Raw genomic sequence first — 16925 nt, 5'->3', positions numbered from 1 at the left:
TCCGGCCGCGGAACCGGAGGTTGCCACTGGCGCTTCTGCGGCGCCCAGGATTCGAACCCCAACGACCTCCTCGAGCGAATGGAAGGAAGCCATTTAACCGAGTCTGACTCAGCATGATCGCGAACTACTCAACTCCGAACATATCGCCCAACCTCCGCCTGCTTTCGCAGCGCCGTGCCGGCCGGCCGGCGCTCAAGCTGGTCGCGCTTGCTCACTTGCTCGGTGCCCTGCTGCTGGCGCCGCAAGCCACGGCCCAGCTCGCGCGCGATGCCACCCGCACCACCTCCCCGGGCGCCGCGGAGGGGGCAATGCTCGCGCGCGTGAACCCCGACTCCACGCTCCGCTCTTACTCCATCGATGAACTGCTGGAGTACAAGGATTTCTACGAGCGCCAGCGTCTGCGCACCGATCGCGAGCGCGTCTGGCTGCGGGAAAAGGGTATTCGCGATATGGAGATCTTTCTCAACAGCCATCCCAAAAGCAAGGTGCAGGACAAGGTGATCGTGCGCCTCGCCGAGCTGCACTACGAGAAGGCCCTGGAAACCTACGCGCAGGCGCAGGAGAATTATTCCCGCCAGCTCGCCAAACTCGACTCCGGCTTGGTGACGGTGGCGCCGGTGGAGCCCAAGAAGGACTATTCCGCTTCGCTCGCGCTCTATCGCCGCATCATCGCGGAACATCCGGACAGCCCGCTGCGGGATGATGCCGCATACAACATCGCCTTTCTGACCGAAGATCTGGGGCAGCGGCAGGAAGCCGTGGTGCTGTATCAAGACTTCATTCAAAACTACTCAAACAGCCGTTACATCCCCGATGCGCTTTTTCGCGTGGCGGAATTCTACTTCAATCCTCCCAAGAACAATCTCGACAGCGCCATCGCCATTTATCAGCAGGTGTTGCGTTATGGCGACAGCCCGAAATACGACGAGGCCCTGTACCGATTGGGCTGGGCGCATTACAAACGGAACGATTACCCGCAGGCGATTTCCTACTTCACGCTGCTGGCCGACGATCTGCATCGCGCCCGGCGCCTCGACCCCAAGAATCAGATTACCAATCCCAGCTTGCTGGAAGAGTCGATCGAATACCTCGGCATTTCATTTCTTGATTACGAGGGCGCGGACAAGGCGGCGCAGTATCTTGCCGACCTGGGCGGCCGCGAGTACGGCCTGGACATCCTGATGCGCATCGGCGACATCTACTTGAACGTGAAGGAAGAGCATGAGAATGCGATCCGCGCCTATCACCTGCTGCTGCGCATGTATCCCAACGCGCCCCCGGCACCGCTGGTGCGCGCCAAAATCGCGGAAGCGTATCGCGCGCTCGATGATGAGCAGATGGCCTATCTGCAGCGCGACAGCCTGTTCATGGATTATCGTGAAGGCACGGCCTGGTGGCAGCACAACACCAACGAGGAAGTTCGCAAAGAAGGCAAATCCCTGGCGGAGCGCGCCCTGCGCGAAAACATCAATTTGCTGCTCAAGCGCGCCGATGAATTCAGCGACAACAATCTCTACGCGCAGGCGGTGAACGACAGCCGCAAGTATCTGGTGGCCTTTCCCAAAGACACCATGACCGCGCTCATTCACTGGAATTTGGCCCTGACTTTGGATGCCAAGCTCAAGCAGGCGCCGGAAGCGCTTACGGAATATCTCGAAATCAGCAATCGCTACTGGAACAGCCGCTTTCAAAAGCTGGCGGCGGAAAACGGCGTGGCGCTGGCGCAGGAGATGGCGAGCGCCGACACCATTCGCCGGCCCCAGGTGTTGCCGTTGAAACTCGGCGAGATGAAGGCGGCGGTCGAGATGAATCACGACAGCTTGCGCCAGGCGTTGAAACTCGAGCCGATTGCCATGTCCGTCGGCGAGCAGAACCTGGGCAAGGCGTTGGACAATTACATCCGCCTGTTTCCGCATGAGCCGGCAACCGCCGAGCGCCTCGCCCAAGCCGGGGCTTTATTCTACAACAAGAATGAATTCGCCGGCGCGCTGAAGTATTTCAAGACGCTGCTCAAGCACTTTCCGCAAAGCCCGGACGCGCCCTATGCCGAGTATCTGGTGATGGAGAGCTATTTCGGCAAGCTCGATTACCAGAGTTGTGAGGTCGTGGCGAAACGCATCAAGCTGAATTCCCCCAATCGCGAATACGCCGTGAAAGCGGAGAAGCGCCTGGCGGAATCGATCTTTCTGCAAGCCGAGGATTTGGCGCACATCGAGCAGCATGTGCGCGCCGGCGAGGAATACCGCCGCGTTTACGAGGAAGTGCCGAATGCGGAGTTTGCCGATCTTGCGCTCTACAATGCCGGTTTGGAATTCGATCAGGCGCGCGAGTATCGCCGCGCGGTGGAAACCTATGCGCTGCTGGCGGATCACTTCCCCAAATCGCCGCACTATCTCAGCGGCTTGAACAACATGGCGTATGACTATGGCGAGCTTAATGACTATCTCAACGCCGCGCTCACCTTCGAGCGCCTCGCCAATGAAGAGCCGGATTCCAGCAAGGCCGAGACCAGCCTGTTTAATGCCAGCGTCTATTTCGTGCGGGCGGAAGACTGGCCGCGCGCCATCCGCGTCAATCGCAAATTCGTGGACAAGTATCCCGGCTCCAAAGATGCCGACGACTTGTTCTACGACATCGCCAATTACCACCTCAAGCTCGATCAACTGGAGGAGGCCAATGGCGTGTACGGCGAGTATGCCCAGCGCTTCCCGGATTCGCCGCGCGTGGTCGAGACCTTTTATCGCCGCGGCGAATACTTCGAATGGAAGGGCCTGCTGCCGCAGGCGCGCGCCGAGTACGAAAAAGCCATGGCCAAGAGCGACAACTTTCGCCAGCGCCAGATGGATCACAACGACTTTTTCTCCGCCGAGGCCCTGTTCCGGCTGACCGAGCTCAAGTTTCGTGACTTCGCCGAGGTCCGCTTCAAGCTGCCGCGCGTGCAGATGGACGCCGCCAAAGAGCGCAAGAAGAATGCGTTGATCGACATCGTCGACGGCTATACGCGCGTGGCCAGCTTCGGCACCTTGCGGCTTTATGAAGCCACGCACAAGATCGGCGCCGCCTACGAGGAGTTTGCCCAGACCTGGGCGGATCAGGAAATCCCCGAGGTCGATGAGAACCGTCGCATCGTGGCGAAGAAGGAGATCAACCAATCCTCCACCGAACTGTACGAGCGCGCGCTGCAATCCTATCGCCATGCCGCCGTGGCGCTCGAGCGGCTGGCGGCCCAGTACAACTCACCGGCGGATACCACGGTGCGCAATGCCAAGCTGGCGCTGGAAGACACCACCATGCAGGTGGCGCGCCGCTGGGTGCAGCGCAGCAAGGACAAAGTCTCCGAGGTGATCTACGACATTGCCGAGCTGAACAGCGCCTCGATGAAGCAACTGCTCGACGCGCCCACGCCCGAGAACATGGACAAGATCACCGCCCTGGAATTCCGCAATCAATTGCTGGGCAAATTCGTCAGGCCGCTGGTGGGGCAGACGATTCAGGCGCACCAGCGCAATTTGCGCGAGTGTGATTCGCTCGCCATCGAAAGCGCCTGGCTCGATCTTTCGCGCCGCAAGATCGTGGAGACCAACAACGCGCTGGCGCGTGAGTACGCCGGTTTGTCGCGGCGGGCGTTGTCGCAGTATGCGGCGGACATCGGCAGCTACAAGCGTCTGGTCGACGCGGCCGACTTTCAGGCGGATGACGTGAAGGAGGAAATGTCGAATCTGATCGATTTCGGCCGTTCCTTTGCCGAGGCCGCCGTGCAGGCCTATCTGGAGACATTGAACAACGCGCGAGCGGCCAAAATCCGCGCCCGGGCCCTGGAAGACACCGAGGATCAGCTTCTGAGTTTCGTTTTCACGTTTGCACGCCAAGGCGATTCCCTAGCCAGCGCCGCCAACAGCGAGCGGCTGGCGTTCGAAGACCGGTTGCGGCGCGAATCCCGGCGGGATTTGCAGGACGCGGTGCTCACGTTTGAAGACAACTTCTTTGCGCTCTCCGAGGGCAAGAAGAAGATTCTCGAAGCCGGTTTCCTGGCCATGCGCGATCACGCCATCGCGAATCTCTGGTCCGAGAAGATCACCCTGATGTTGGTGCGCAGCGATCCGGTCAAGTATGCGCAGGAGCTCAATCTCACCATCGCCGACACCACGGTATACAGCGATGCGAGCTGGCAGGCCTCGGCGCAATACACGCGCGGCTGGACCGCCATGGATTTCGCTGCCAGCGCATGGAGCGCGGCGCAAACGCAGGGCGCGTCGACGGTGTTTGCCGGCTACGGCGCGCAGCGGCTGTGGCTGCCGGGCAGCGCGCCGGCTGCCGGCGCCCCGGATTCCGCCGGCAGCGAGCCGGCGACGCGCGCCACGCTGGTGTCCAATCCCGGTTCACGCGGCGGCGCCAATATCGGGTATTTTCGCAAGAGTTTCGCCATCAAAGGGCTGCCGGTATCCGGGCAGATTCAGGTGCACGCCGACGATTCCTACAACGTGTTCGTCAATGGGGAATATCTCGCGCAAGTCATGAGTTCCGCCGGCGAGGCCGGGAAAACGCACATTCACGATTGCTCCAGCTTTTTGCGCGGCGGGGTGAACGTGGTGGCCTTCGAGATTCGCGACACCGACAACACCGGCGGTGCGCTGGAGGCGGTGATTTTCCTGAAGAGCCTGCCGGGCTGGGAAAAACATCAAAGCGAAGTGCAATTGAAAAAAGAGCGGCATGAGGAAATGCTCATTTTCGAGCGCGGTCTTCTGCCGAATTTGAGATGATCGGGAGGTGAAGATGAAGCGACCTTTCGTGGTCATTGCTTGTTGCGCGTTGCTCGCGCCGGCCATGGCCCAGCAGTCGCAGAGCGCCGCGGCGGATTCCGGCCGCAGCACGCTGGCCGCGCCCAAGCCGGCGGTGGCGGCGGACAGTTTGCGCCGGCCGGCAACTGCCGACAAGGACAAGGCCGGACCCAAAGAGCTGGAGCTGGAGGCGATCGCGATCGAAGCAGTCATCGAGAAGCCCAATGTTGACATCATTCCCAAGCGCAGCAAGCCGGATTTCGAAGAGATGCGGATTCCCGACCGCAGCTTTGCGCGGGAGTTGCGAGCCGTTTCGCGGGAGCTGTTGTTGCCCGATGACGAAGTGGAAAAACCCGAAAAGGTCGACGGTCTCAAGAAGATTCCCGCAAAGAAAAAGGATTGACGGTATTGTGCAGTTTGGCGCACAAGGGAAACCGCTGCTTGCCTAGAACGGAGTTTTTCACCCAACACGGATAACCTATCAGGAGGTTTTGTTCATGGATAGTTTCATCGAGTCGTTCCGCTGGGAGGCCGATGGCGCACTTTATATGTATGCCATTCTCGTGGTCGGCGCCTTTGTGATCGCGATCGCAATTGAACGCGCCTATTTTTTGATGGTGAAAGCCAACATCAATGCCAGCAAGTTCATGTCGGAGATTCGCAAGCTCGTGCGCGCCGGTGAATACAAAAAGGCGCTGGCGCTGTGCGATGCCGCGCCCGAGAAGGCCCTGGCGCAAGTGGTCGGCGCCAGCCTGCGCCGCGTGGCGGAGCAGGAAGTGACGGATTTCCGTTCCATCCAAAACAGCGTGGATGAAAGCACGCTGGAAGTGATTCCGCGCCTGAACCAGCGCACCGGTTTTCTCGCCATGCTCGCGAACGTTGCGACCCTGCTCGGCCTGATGGGCACGATCTGGGGCTTGATCTTGGCCTTCAAGGCGGTTTCCTCCGCCGGCATCGACGCCGCCGAGAAAGCCCGCATGCTGGCCGCCGGCATCAGCGCCGCGATGAACACCACGCTCATGGGGCTGGCCGTCGCCATCCCCTCGATTCTGATCTACACTTTCCTGTTCAACAAAACCGCCAAGATCATCGACGAAATCGATGAGCACACGGTGAAGCTGATCAACCTTCTGACCGGGAACAAGTGAGCCATGGCTTTTCAACCCTCGAAGCGCCGGCATATTCGCCAGGAGAGCACCGACCTGAACCTCACTCCCATCATGAACCTGATGGTGGTGATGATTCCGCTGCTGCTGTCTTCCGCGCAATTCATCAAGATCGGCATCATCGAGCTGAATCTGCCGCCCGCGGCAGGCGCCGCCGGCACGCTGGGCAGCAGCAACGCGCCCAAGGAAACCCAACGCAATCTCGATCTCACGGTGTCGATTACCGATCAAGGATTCTACATCTCCAGCGCTGCAGCCGTGCTCACCGGCTCGACCGCAACCGGCCCGACGATTCCGGTCGGCGGCAACGGCGAGTACAACTTCGATGCGTTGTCGCAGAAGCTCTACGAGATCAAGCAAAAGGCCGGCAACGGGTTTTCCGACGCCGAATCCATCGTGATTCAGGCGGAGAACAAGATCCGCTATCAAGTTCTGGTCAGCACCATGGACGCCGCCCGGTCGATTCGGATCGACGGCACGCCGGTGCTGCTGTTTCCGCAAGTATCGCTGAGCGCCGGCATCATCTGAGGCCCGGGCCTGGCCGGTTTCGCCGCCGGCACGATGGCTGCCGGCCCGCCGTGCGCTCACGCCGCCAGATGAGTTTTGACATTCGAGAGCGGTCAGGTTCAACCGCGACGTGGCCGCGGTTTGAGCACCGTGGAGCCTTGGCCAAGCCGTGGCCGAACAGAGTGCAGTTTCCGATTTTGACCGTCAAGATTCATTTGATCAGCCGGCGGAAGCCCGCCGGCGGACGCATCCACAATTTGAGCAGAATGGTTTATGGCTTTCATACCCTCCCGCATCAAGAAGCATGACACGAAGCCCGTCGACGTGAAACTCAACCTCACGTCGATGATGGACATGTTCACCATCATTCTCGTGTTCCTGCTCAAGACCTTCTCGACCGAAGGCCAGCTCATTTCACCTTCGGAGTTTTTGAAGCTGCCGAACTCCCGGATCGAGGAGCCGGCGCAAGTCGGCTTGGATTTGATCGTGTCCAAGCAGATCATTCTGGTGAACCACGAAAAAGTCGCCACCATGGACGACGTCATGTCCAACAATCCGGCTGTAGTCGAAAACGGCATTATCAAACCGCTGCAGGAACGGCTGCGCTATTACAGCTCGCAGGCCAAGAAAATGGAAGTCGATTACGGCGTCAAGTTCTCCGGCAAAGTCATGATCCAGGGCGACAAGGAACTGCCGTATGCCGAGTTGGTGAAGGTGATGCGCACGTGCGGCGTTTCCGATTACCCCAACATGCGGCTGGTCGTTTACCGTGAGGGTGAATAAGTCTCCGGTATTGCCGCCTTGCGGCTGGCCGTGCCGCGCGGACGATGAATCAATTCTTTCAGTCAGATGAGTTCAACAACCTCCAGGGATCCTATGCCGGCGCAGAGCAGGAGCAGTCTTTCACTCGACCGCACAGCGGACGCTCGCCTTGCTTTCCCCAAGGAATTCGAGTTTCACTGGTGGCAGTCGTTCGATCGCCGTTTCACCATGACGCTGATCGGTTCCCTGCTTGTCCATTTCCTCCTCATTACCTATCTCATCAACAACCCGCCGAGCCACGACGTGACCCGGGTGCAGGAGCAGTTTGCGCGGCTGGTGCTCGACAAGGCCGCCAAGGAGACGAAGTTCGTCGAAACGCCGCAGGAATCTGAGCCAATCGCGGCGCCGGAAGAGGAGTCGGAAGCCAGCACGACCGCGGCTACCGGCGCCGTGGGTACCACGGCTTCCCGGCGCGGCTCGCGCGGCAGCCCCGGCGGCAGTCCCACGGGTGAAGCCGGTGGCGGCGGCGAAATTGCCGGTACCAGCGGCCCGGTCGCGGGCGGCCGGCGCTCGCGCGCGGCCATTAGCCAGCAAGTGGGCAACCAGGGTTTGCTCGGTTTGTTGACGAGCAGCAGCGGATTGGCAACCGGGGAATCGGCCGCGGACATTCTGGGCGGCCACGATGCCAACGCCAATCTTGACGAAGCGCTGGCGGGTGTGACCGGCATCAAGCGCGCCGGCAGCGGGGCGGAAGCCGAGGGCGGTGCAGGCGCTGAAGGTACGGGCGTGGGTTCCGGCGGCCCCGGCAAAGGCCGCGTTCGCGGCGGCCGTGACACCGGCACCGGCAACATCGATGCCCTGGTTGGCGGCTTGGGCGAAGGCAAGGCCAAAGGCGTGAGCCGGTCGGGCGAGCTGGTCATCAGCAGCGAGAAGCCGCTGATCGAAGCGGAAGAGGGACAAACCGGCGGCTCGGGCCGTGATGCCGACGCCATTCAGGCGGTGGTTGCCACGCACAGCCCGGCCATCGAGTATTGCTATCAGCGCGCGATCAAGCGTGACCCGAACTTGAAGGGCAAAATCGTCGTGCGCTTCGTGATCACGCCGCAGGGTACGGTGGAAAGCGCGACCATCGTCTCCAAGACGGTCAACAATCCCGACGTGGAGGAATGCATTCTCAGCCGCATCCGGCGCTGGGATGATTTCGGCGCCATCGATCCCAAGAAGGGCAATACCACCGTGCGCCAGGTGTACACCTTCGGCTACTGATTTTCACACTTCGCGAATTTTATTTCCAACCGCTTGTTCCAGCGATGACCGCGTCGGGTCGTTGGACGAGCGGTTTTTTATTTTGTCAAATTTTGCTATATTCCGGCTCGCGAATACCGAAACTTTCACGGAGGACATCGTTGGAAACCAAAATCGTTGCGCCGCAAGCAGCCTCGGCTGGGATCATGACCGGCGCCGGCACGGCCGGCGCGTGGAAACGCTCGCACACCTGCGGTGCGCTGCGTCCGGAACATCAGGGCACGGCAGTGACTCTGACGGGTTGGGTCGATAGTTGGCGTGATCACGGCGGCGTGCTCTTCATCGATTTGCGCGACCGTTACGGCAAGACCCAGGTCATTTTTGCGCCCGATAACCCGCAGGTGCACGCGCTGGCGCAGGGGCTGCGCAGCGAATTCGTCATTGCGGTGCGCGGCACGGTTGCGCACCGGCCGGCGGGCATGTCCAATCCCAATCTCGCCACCGGGGAAATCGAAGTGCGGGCGCAGGAGTTGAAGATTCTCAATCCCGCCAAAACGCCGCCGTTTGCGATTGATGATCGCACCGAGGCGGCTGAGGATTTGCGCTTGAAATACCGCTATCTCGATTTGCGCCGCCCCGAAATGCAGCGCAATCTCATCATCCGGCATCAGCTTGCCCAGCTTGTGCGGCGGTATTTTGACCGCCACAGTTTCCTGGAAATCGAAACGCCCATGTTGATGAAAAGCACGCCCGAGGGGGCGCGCGACTATCTGGTGCCCAGCCGGCTCTACCACGGCAGCTTCTATGCGCTGCCGCAAAGCCCGCAGACCTACAAGCAAATCCTGATGGTCTCCGGTCTGGATCGTTATTTTCAAATCGTGCGCTGCTTCCGCGACGAGGACCTGCGCGCCGACCGCCAGCCGGAATTCACCCAGATCGACGTGGAAATGTCGTTCGTCGATCACAATGACGTGCTTGGCCTGATGGAAGGCCTGGTCGCGGAGATGGTGCAGGCGACGCTCGGCCAGCAACTCACGCTGCCGCTGCCGCGCATGACGTATGCCGAGGCCATGGCGCGTTTCGGCAGCGACCGGCCCGACACCCGCTTCGGCATGGAACTGCGCGATATCACGGACCTGGCGCCGGACTGCGGTTTTCGCATTTTTGTCGAGGCGGCCACAAGCGGCAAGAGCGTGCAGGGAATCTGCCTGCCCGGCGGCGCGAAATACTCCCGCAAACAGATCGACGAGCTTACCCAGCTCGTGACCCAGATGGGCGCGCAGGGCTTGGTGGCAATCAAGAACAGCAGCGAGGGCTGGCAAGGCGCCGCGGCCAAGTTCTTTCCTGCGGCAATCGTGAATCGCGTGAACCAGCGCTTTGGCGCCGGCGTGGAGGATTTGTTGTTGTTCGTGGCCGACAAGCAGGAAAAGGCCCGGGAAGTGCTGGGTGCACTGCGACTGAAACTTGCGCAAGCGGAAAACTTGATTCCCAAGGATAGGCTCGATCTTCTGTGGGTGGTCGAGTTCCCCCTGCTGGAGTTCGATCACGCAGACGGCCGCTGGGTGGCATGCCATCATCCGTTCACTTCGCCGCTGGATGAGGACCTGGCCTTGATGGACACTGCGCCCGGCGAGGTACGGGCAAAGGCCTACGATCTCGTGCTCAACGGTACCGAAATCGCGGGCGGCAGCATTCGAATTCACCGCCGTGACATTCAGCAGAAGATGTTCCGGCTGCTCAATATCGGCGAGGAGGAGGCCGAGCAGAAATTCGGCTTTCTCCTGGAGGCGTTCGAATACGGCGCGCCGCCGCACGGCGGCATTGCTTTCGGGTTCGACCGCCTGGTCATGCTGCTGGCCGGCCGCAAGTCGATTCGCGACGTCATTGCCTTTCCCAAAACCAACTCGGCGGTATCGTTGATGGACGGCTCACCTTCGCCGGTTTCGCCGAAGCAGTTGCAAGAGCTGGGAATTAAGCTGATTGCGGCGGGATAAAAGCTTGACAATCCAGGCGATTTTTGCTATCTTTGCCGGTCGTTTTTGAATTTGGTTGCAGCTTCACCGCAATGATCGAGACTTCATCTTTCCCAAGTCGAATCTCATCAAGGATTGGTGAATCGCTTGGGAATTTAATCGTTATGGAGGACTGTGCAGCATGAGAGTCGGGGTATTAACAGGCGGCAGTGATTGTCCGGGTTTGAATGCGTGCATACGCGCCGTTACCCGGCGCGCGATTACCGCCTACGACGACCAAGTGCTGGGCGTTCGCAACGGCTGGGAGGGTTTGATCGATGCAGATATCGAACCGCTCAGCCTGTATTCGGTGTCCGGCATCCTGCCCAAGGGCGGAACGATTCTCGGCACCTCGCTGGTCAACCCCTTCAAGAGCGAAGCCAGCGTCGCGAAGATTCTGGAGAATACACAGGGCTACGAGATCGATGCGCTGGTGGTCATCGGCGGGGAAGACACCATGGGAGTGGCGCACAAGCTGGCGGATCGGAGCCTGAAGGTGGTGGGCATTCCGAAAACCATTGACAATGATGTGGCGGGCACCGACGTCTCCTTCGGATTCGATACGGCGGTGGGCGTGGCCACCGAGGCGATTGACCGGCTGCACAGCACCGCCGAGGCGCATCACCGCGTGATGGTGTTGGAAGTGCTGGGCCGTTTTTCCGGCGCCATTGCCGCAGCGGCGGGCATTGCCGGCGGCGCCGATTATATTTTGGTACCGGAACAGCCGTTTTCCGTGGCCGAAGTTGCGAAGGCCATCGAAGCGCGCAAGCGCCGCGGACGGAACTTCAGCATCATCGTGGTGGCGGAAGGCGCGCGGCCGCGCGAAGCTGACCGCGATGCCAGCCTGCCCCGTCCGGTGGATGAGTTTGATCATCCGGTGTACGGCGGCATCGGCGACTATGTCGGCCGCCAACTCGAGCAGTTGCTGGTACAAACGGAAGTGCGGGTGACCGTGCTGGGCCCGTTGCAACGCGGCGGCTCGCCGACCTCCTACGACCGTCTGCTGGCCACCCGCTTCGGCGTGCGGGCCGCGGACATGGTTCATCAGGGCAAATTCGGCTACATGCCGGCGCTGCGCGGCACCGAAATCGTCGAAGTGCCGATGGTCGTGGCGCTCAAACAGCCCAAAACGATCGACCCCGAGATTCTCGAAATTGCCAAAGTTTTCTTTGGATAAGCTCAACATGGTTGCAGTGAACGTTAGCGCGTGGAGGAGTGTATGGCAGTAAAGGTCGGCATTAATGGATTCGGCAGAATCGGGCGCAATATCTATCGTGCCGCGATGCAGGACAAAGACATCGAATTCGTCGCGGTCAATGACATTACCGATGCCAAAACCCTGGCGCATTTGCTGAAGTATGATTCCATTCTCGGCAACCTCGAGGCCGAAGTCACCGCGAAAGACAACAACATTCTGGTGAATGGCAAGCCGCTCAAGGTTTTCGCGGAGAAGGATCCGGCGAATCTCAAGTGGCGCGATCTCGGCGTGGACATCGTGGTGGAATCGACCGGACTCTTCACCAACAAGGACGCAGCGGTCAAGCACATCAACTCCGGCGGCGCCAAGAAAGTCATCATCACCGCGCCCGCCAAGGGCCACGACCTGTCCGTGGTGATCGGCGTGAACGACAGCTCTTACGATCCCGCCAAGCATCACGTGGTCTCCAATGCTTCGTGCACCACCAACTGCCTGACGCCGGTCGCCAAAGTCATTTTGGAAAAATTCGGCATCAAGAGTGGTTTGATGACCACGATTCACGCTTACACCAACGATCAGAAGATTCTTGATCTGCCGCACAAGGATCTGCGCCGCGCCCGTGCCGCCGGCTTGTCGATGATCCCGACCACCACCGGCGCCGCCAAAGCCGTGGCGGAAGTGATCCCCGAGCTCAAGGGCAAGATGGACGGCATCGCCGTGCGCGTGCCCACGCCCAACGTTTCGCTGGTCGACGTCACCTTCGAAGTCGAGAAAGCCACCTCGGTCGAGGAAGTCAATCAAGCGTTGAAGGAAGCGGCGGACGGCAAGTTGAAGGGCATCCTGGGCTACACCACCGAACCGTTGGTGTCGATCGATTTTCGCATGAATCCCAATTCCTCCATCGTCGATTTGCTGTCGACCTTCGTGAATAACGACGGCAAGACCGTGAAAATCTTTTCCTGGTACGACAATGAATGGGGCTTTTCGTGCCGCGTCATCGACTTGATTCACCTCATGGCACGTTCGCTCTAAGAGGAACCAATGGCAAGTCGTACGCGCCGCCCGTTCGTGGCCGGCAATTGGAAAATGTTCACGACCTTGACCGAAGGCGCCGCCTTGATCAAGGCGCTCAAAGTCAAAGTCGTGAACATCACGAAAGTTGACATGGCGGTTTTTCCGCCTTTCACCCACCTGGGCTTGGCGGCAGAACTGCTCAAAGGCTCGGCGATCAAGTTGGGCGGACAGAATCTGCACTGGGAGGAAAAGGGCGCCTTCACCGGCGAAATCGCCGGAGCGATGTTGCAGAGCGCCGGTTGTGAATATGTTCTCATCGGCCATTCCGAGCGGCGCCAGTATTTCGGCGAAACGGATGAAACCGTCAATCGCCGGCTCAAGCGGGCGCTGGCCGGCGGGCTGCGGCCGATTGTCTGCCTCGGCGAGACGCTCGCCCAACGCCAGGCCGGCGACACGCAGCGCGTGGTCGAAACGCAGGTGCGGGGCGCCTTGCAAGGCCTCACGGCCAACGAGCTTGCGCCGGTCACCATTGCTTACGAACCGGTGTGGGCGATCGGCACGGGCGTGAATGCCACGCCCGAGCAGGCGCAGGAAGTGCATGCGTTCATTCGCAGTCTGCTCGGGGCTTTGTATGACGGCGCCACCGCCGCGGCCTGCCGGATTCAGTATGGCGGCAGCGTGAAACCCGCCAATGCCGCAGAGTTGATGCAGCAGCCGGATATCGACGGCGCACTCGTGGGTGGCGCGAGTTTGGAAGCGGAAGGTTTCGCGGCCATCATCAAGGCCGCGGAAAATCTATCATGACGTGAACCATCTGGGATTTTTTTCATGTACGGATTTCTGATCACCATCTTTCTTCTGGTCGCCCTGCTGCAAACGGCTGTCATTCTGATGCAGGCGAGCAAAGGCGGCGGTTTGGCCGGATCTTTCGGCGGCAGCACCATGGGCACAGTTTTCGGAACCCGCGGCGCTGCCACGTTTCTGAGCAAGCTGACTGCGATTCTGGCCGCCAGCTTCATGATCCTGGCGCTGATCTTGGGCTTGATGAAATCAAGCTCGACACCGTCAAGCAGTCTGGTGGGCCAGGAACGCCAGGAGCGCCAAACGCGCACGCCTTCGCCGGCTGATATCGGCGCGCCGGTCGTGCCCGGCACGCAGACCGTGCCGGCACCGGCGCAGCAGCAACCGGCCTCGCCGCAGCAACAGTAAGAACGTTGTTTTGAGAGTGTTCAAGCCGGGGGATTTCACTTGCGGAAGTGGTGAAACCTGGTAGACACGCTATCTTGAGGGGGTAGTGGGCTTCGCCCGTGGGGGTTCGAGTCCCCCCTTCCGCACCAACCCTGCTTCCCGCTTTGGATGCAAAGTGTGGACGCAAAACAAAAAAGGCCAAATTGACGAGACGGTCAATGCTGGCCTTTTTTGTTTGATGCTGAAATCTCTGGCGATCGCTCACCGCCCCTTACTTCGCTTCAGCCGGCCTCAATCAGCCAAAACAAAAAGCCCTGCACCAGGCAGGGCTTCTGGTCGTGCCATCCACTTCCGCGCACGGCCGCTAAGGAAACTTCAGTTCCAACCCAAAGCGCGGGTAGGCCTTCAGTTTGAGCTTGAAGGGATCCTGCTCGTTCAAGACGCGCTGCCCAATCTGAAAGCCGGCCTTTAGTTCGTTTTGAAATGCCAGGCTGCCGCCCGCGAATACGTGCAGCTCAAACGCGGCGATCGGCAGGCCGATGCCCAAACCCAGCAGCGGCTCGATGTGCGTAGCCAATCGCAAGCCACCCAGCAGGTGCACCGAACTGGCCAGCGTCGGCGCCTTGGTATCCACCGGTTTGAAATGAAAGTTGACCACGCCGAAAGCCGCCAAATCACCGGTGGGTTTGGGACGGACCACAATCGTGCCGTCCTCGCCGATTTCGAGCGTGACGTCATTAAGCGTCGTAATGGCGGTGGCAATGCCGTAGCTCCAGCGTTCCAGTGGCGTATTATCGAACACTGCCGCCGCCAGGTAGCGGTCCTCCTCCAGCGATTTCTTCACGATCACGGAAATGTCCGAAACCTTCTGGAATTTTTCCGGGACTTCGAAGCGGCGCAAATCCAGCCAGGTGGTTTTCTGCTCCGGCTGGTCGAGCGCGCCTGGCAAGCCGAAGCCGATGAGTTGCAGGAACGCCGGCAAATTGGCTTCAAACGGCGTCTTTTTCGTTTTCAACATCACCGAGACGAAGGACGGCGCGTTTTCCGTGCGCGAGATGAAGAGATAGTACAGGCTGTCGCTTTTCAGGCCATAAAGCCGGGTGTCGAGAAAGCTGGAGTTGCCGTGCAGCAGGCCGATCGGGGAAACGCGGTCGGTGAAATTGGCGACCACGATGTAGTAGGCGTCGGGATTGAGTTTGAGGCCGCTTTGATCGATGAGTTTGCGCAGCGAGTCCACCGCCATATCGGTTTCGCCTTCAATGAAGAAGCGATAGGACTTGGCAAAGAGGTCGGTGCTGTCATTGACGGCACGCGGCGCGCTCTCCACCCGCTTGGGCACGATCACGACCTTTTCCTGGGCGCCCGCCCATTGCGCAGTTGCCCACAGCAGCATGAAACTCCAGACAATGCGTCGTTGCATGTGTTTTCCTTCCTGAGAGTTGGTTGCACGAAGTAAAAGACAATGGTTCCGGCCGGCGGCAGTACGCCGGTGTTCAGCGCGGAAGATATTTGTCGGCCAGTTGAATGCCCGCGCGTTCGAGCGCCGGCACCGCCGCCTTGAGAAACCTGCCGATGAGCTGCGGCCCGACGGCATACGCGGCGCCGTAGTTGATCAGGTTGATTTCCTGGGCGCTGAGCTGCTGCAGTTCTTCGGGCGTGAGCGCCTCTCCCACCAGCGCGTTTTCCGGCGGCGCGACGTAGTACAGTTTCTCCGAGGATACGCCGCGGATGACGCCGGTAAGCTGCAACCCGCGCGGGGGCCGCACGACAAAAACCGGCCCGCCGGAAAACCCCGAACGCGCCACCGCATCGATCATGAAAAAGCCCTCATGCGGCAGCATGCTCACCAAGCCGCTGGTCAGTTGCTTGGTCTCCTTCGGATAGCCGAAAAGATAGCAGTAATCGCCCCAGACCAGCGGTTCCTCATACGCGACTTCGAAGGGGAAGGGAAAGCCCACGACGAAGTTGGAGGAGACGCGCAGCAGCGCCAAATCGGCACGTTCGTCGGCGGTAATGAGTTCTGCGCTGATGAGATGGTTGCTCTGGTTGAGCACGTAGAATTCCTGCCGGCGCAAGACCGCGCGCGAATGCAGAATGTCAGTGCGCCGGCCAAAGCTGTCGCGATAGTAGGTCCTGATGGTATCGCCATGCACGACCACATGCGCGCAGGTGAGAATCACCGTGTGGTTGGTGTCGCGATGCAGCACCAGGCCCGCGCCGTTCACGCGTTCGGTCTGCTCGCTGCGGGAAACGGAGTTGCCGGCTTGCAGTTGATAACCGGTGGGGCTGGTGGAATCCGGCTGGAATTTGCCCTGCGGGATTTCATGGTTGTAGGTTTCCACCCGGTAGTTGAAAATCGCGCCCACGCCCACGATCGAAGCGACGACAGCGGTAAGGGATTTTTGCACCTCGCGTGAGCTGAGCGTCTGGTCAGGCTGCAGGGTGCGGGAGCTGGCCCCGGAGCCGCAACGGCACAGGGCAATCGAGAGCAGGATCAACCCAAGCACGCGCCCGGCGTGCCGGAAGAGTTTCATAAATTTGCCGTGGCACTTCATCATGAGATTCGTTACCGGCCATGAAGTCGAAACCGAACAGCCGGCCGAAATATGTTGAAATGCCGCAGAAATGTCAATCTGAAACTTGCCGGCAGGCGGCGCAGCCCGATTTTCGCGGCGGGCGCAGACCATCTCCGCACGGAAGCAGAAAACGGTGGCCCGAACAGCCGGATTGGCACCTTTGCTCGGGCCGTTGCAGTCTCTTCGAGTTGCCAGCCAATCTCTCCGGCTCGAAATTGGCCCAAAACAAAAAATCCCAGAAGACTCTGGGATTTTTTTCGCTCCCGAGGTAGGACTCGAACCTACAACCTAGTGGTTAACAGCCACCCGCTCTGCCGGTTGAGCTACTCGGGATCACTTGAAACGAAGCCCAATATAGCAACTTTTCCTCAAAAGTCAATACCCTCGCGGCTCCCGACGCAACGGCGCATTGGCTCATAAATATTGTTACCGAAGGTTTTTTTGAAATGGCGTCGTTGCCTCATAATATGTGTTACCCA

General features: G+C 59.9%; 13 protein-coding genes and 2 tRNA genes. 12 read left to right on the top strand and 3 right to left on the bottom strand.

Features of this window, described 5'->3' with window-relative positions; all coding sequences use genetic code 11:
* Positions 1-113 precede the first annotated feature (113 nt).
* The 12 genes from L6R21_19240 to L6R21_19185 all read left to right on the top strand — a co-directional run bounded on the left by L6R21_19240 (position 114) and on the right by L6R21_19185 (position 14019).
* The gene (locus L6R21_19240; GenBank protein MCK6561335.1) at positions 114-4760 is read left to right on the top strand and encodes a tetratricopeptide repeat protein; all 4647 of its coding nucleotides are present in this window, start codon (positions 114-116) and stop codon (positions 4758-4760) included.
* A 13-nt stretch (positions 4761-4773) separates the two neighbouring features.
* Positions 4774-5181 (top strand): hypothetical protein, encoded by a 408-nt coding sequence (locus tag L6R21_19235; GenBank protein MCK6561334.1) that lies wholly within the window; start codon positions 4774-4776, stop codon positions 5179-5181.
* A gap of 94 nt (positions 5182-5275) precedes the next feature.
* A complete protein-coding gene (locus L6R21_19230; protein ID MCK6561333.1) occupies positions 5276-5926 on the top strand; it encodes a MotA/TolQ/ExbB proton channel family protein in 651 nt (216 codons plus the stop codon).
* A 3-nt stretch (positions 5927-5929) separates the two neighbouring features.
* Entirely contained in the window at positions 5930-6472 is a 543-nt protein-coding gene (locus L6R21_19225; GenBank protein ID MCK6561332.1) for a biopolymer transporter ExbD, read from the top strand.
* 252 nt (positions 6473-6724) lie between these two features.
* Complete coding sequence (locus L6R21_19220; GenBank protein MCK6561331.1) at positions 6725-7234, top strand: biopolymer transporter ExbD; 510 nt, start codon at positions 6725-6727, stop codon at positions 7232-7234.
* Positions 7235-7327: 93 nt separating this feature from the next.
* Positions 7328-8479: a TonB family protein gene (locus L6R21_19215; protein MCK6561330.1), complete on the top strand. Its 1152-nt coding sequence runs from the start codon at positions 7328-7330 to the stop codon at positions 8477-8479.
* 185 nt (positions 8480-8664) lie between these two features.
* Positions 8665-10452: an aspartate--tRNA ligase gene (aspS, locus tag L6R21_19210; protein ID MCK6561329.1), complete on the top strand. Its 1788-nt coding sequence runs from the start codon at positions 8665-8667 to the stop codon at positions 10450-10452.
* 160 nt (positions 10453-10612) lie between these two features.
* Complete coding sequence (locus tag L6R21_19205; GenBank protein ID MCK6561328.1) at positions 10613-11647, top strand: ATP-dependent 6-phosphofructokinase; 1035 nt, start codon at positions 10613-10615, stop codon at positions 11645-11647.
* 42 nt (positions 11648-11689) lie between these two features.
* Positions 11690-12700: a type I glyceraldehyde-3-phosphate dehydrogenase gene (gap, locus tag L6R21_19200; protein MCK6561327.1), complete on the top strand. Its 1011-nt coding sequence runs from the start codon at positions 11690-11692 to the stop codon at positions 12698-12700.
* 9 nt (positions 12701-12709) lie between these two features.
* Positions 12710-13486 carry a triose-phosphate isomerase gene (tpiA, locus tag L6R21_19195; GenBank protein MCK6561326.1) on the top strand — a complete coding sequence of 259 codons (777 nt, stop codon included), beginning with the start codon at positions 12710-12712 and terminating at the stop codon, positions 13484-13486.
* A 24-nt stretch (positions 13487-13510) separates the two neighbouring features.
* The gene (gene secG / locus L6R21_19190) at positions 13511-13891 is read left to right on the top strand and encodes a preprotein translocase subunit SecG (GenBank protein ID MCK6561325.1); all 381 of its coding nucleotides are present in this window, start codon (positions 13511-13513) and stop codon (positions 13889-13891) included.
* Positions 13892-13932: 41 nt separating this feature from the next.
* Positions 13933-14019: transfer RNA gene (locus tag L6R21_19185), tRNA-Leu, on the top strand.
* Between the two features lie 215 nt (positions 14020-14234).
* On the opposite strand, the gene L6R21_19180 is transcribed toward L6R21_19185, so the two are convergent.
* The 3 genes from L6R21_19180 to L6R21_19170 all read right to left on the bottom strand — a co-directional run bounded on the left by L6R21_19180 (position 14235) and on the right by L6R21_19170 (position 16779).
* Positions 14235-15290: a hypothetical protein gene (locus tag L6R21_19180; protein MCK6561324.1), complete on the bottom strand. Its 1056-nt coding sequence runs from the start codon at positions 15288-15290 to the stop codon at positions 14235-14237.
* A gap of 73 nt (positions 15291-15363) precedes the next feature.
* The gene (locus L6R21_19175; protein MCK6561323.1) at positions 15364-16404 is read right to left on the bottom strand and encodes a serine protease; all 1041 of its coding nucleotides are present in this window, start codon (positions 16402-16404) and stop codon (positions 15364-15366) included.
* Positions 16405-16706: 302 nt separating this feature from the next.
* A tRNA-Asn gene (locus tag L6R21_19170) sits at positions 16707-16779 on the bottom strand.
* Positions 16780-16925: the final 146 nt, after the last annotated feature.

This window comes from bacterium, from assembly GCA_023150945.1.
Classification (GTDB): domain Bacteria; phylum Zhuqueibacterota; class Zhuqueibacteria; order Zhuqueibacterales; family Zhuqueibacteraceae; genus Coneutiohabitans.
This window is presented reverse-complemented; position numbering and strand designations above follow the sequence as displayed.

Bases quoted from the DNA above. Each gene is read 5' to 3' on its own strand.
- L6R21_19205 (MCK6561328.1), top strand. From the start codon at position 10,613: ATGAGAGTCGGGGTATTAACAGGCGGCAGTGATTGTCCGGGTTTGAAT.
- L6R21_19230 (MCK6561333.1), top strand. From the start codon at position 5,276: ATGGATAGTTTCATCGAGTCGTTCCGCTGGGAGGCCGATGGCGCACTT.
- L6R21_19215 (MCK6561330.1), top strand. From the start codon at position 7,328: ATGCCGGCGCAGAGCAGGAGCAGTCTTTCACTCGACCGCACAGCGGAC.
- L6R21_19240 (MCK6561335.1), top strand. From the start codon at position 114: ATGATCGCGAACTACTCAACTCCGAACATATCGCCCAACCTCCGCCTG.
- secG (MCK6561325.1), top strand. From the start codon at position 13,511: ATGTACGGATTTCTGATCACCATCTTTCTTCTGGTCGCCCTGCTGCAA.
- L6R21_19235 (MCK6561334.1), top strand. From the start codon at position 4,774: ATGAAGCGACCTTTCGTGGTCATTGCTTGTTGCGCGTTGCTCGCGCCG.
- gap (MCK6561327.1), top strand. From the start codon at position 11,690: ATGGCAGTAAAGGTCGGCATTAATGGATTCGGCAGAATCGGGCGCAAT.
- aspS (MCK6561329.1), top strand. From the start codon at position 8,665: ATGACCGGCGCCGGCACGGCCGGCGCGTGGAAACGCTCGCACACCTGC.
- L6R21_19175 (MCK6561323.1), bottom strand. From the start codon at position 16,404: ATGAAACTCTTCCGGCACGCCGGGCGCGTGCTTGGGTTGATCCTGCTC.
- tpiA (MCK6561326.1), top strand. From the start codon at position 12,710: ATGGCAAGTCGTACGCGCCGCCCGTTCGTGGCCGGCAATTGGAAAATG.
- L6R21_19180 (MCK6561324.1), bottom strand. From the start codon at position 15,290: ATGCAACGACGCATTGTCTGGAGTTTCATGCTGCTGTGGGCAACTGCG.
- L6R21_19220 (MCK6561331.1), top strand. From the start codon at position 6,725: ATGGCTTTCATACCCTCCCGCATCAAGAAGCATGACACGAAGCCCGTC.
- L6R21_19225 (MCK6561332.1), top strand. From the start codon at position 5,930: ATGGCTTTTCAACCCTCGAAGCGCCGGCATATTCGCCAGGAGAGCACC.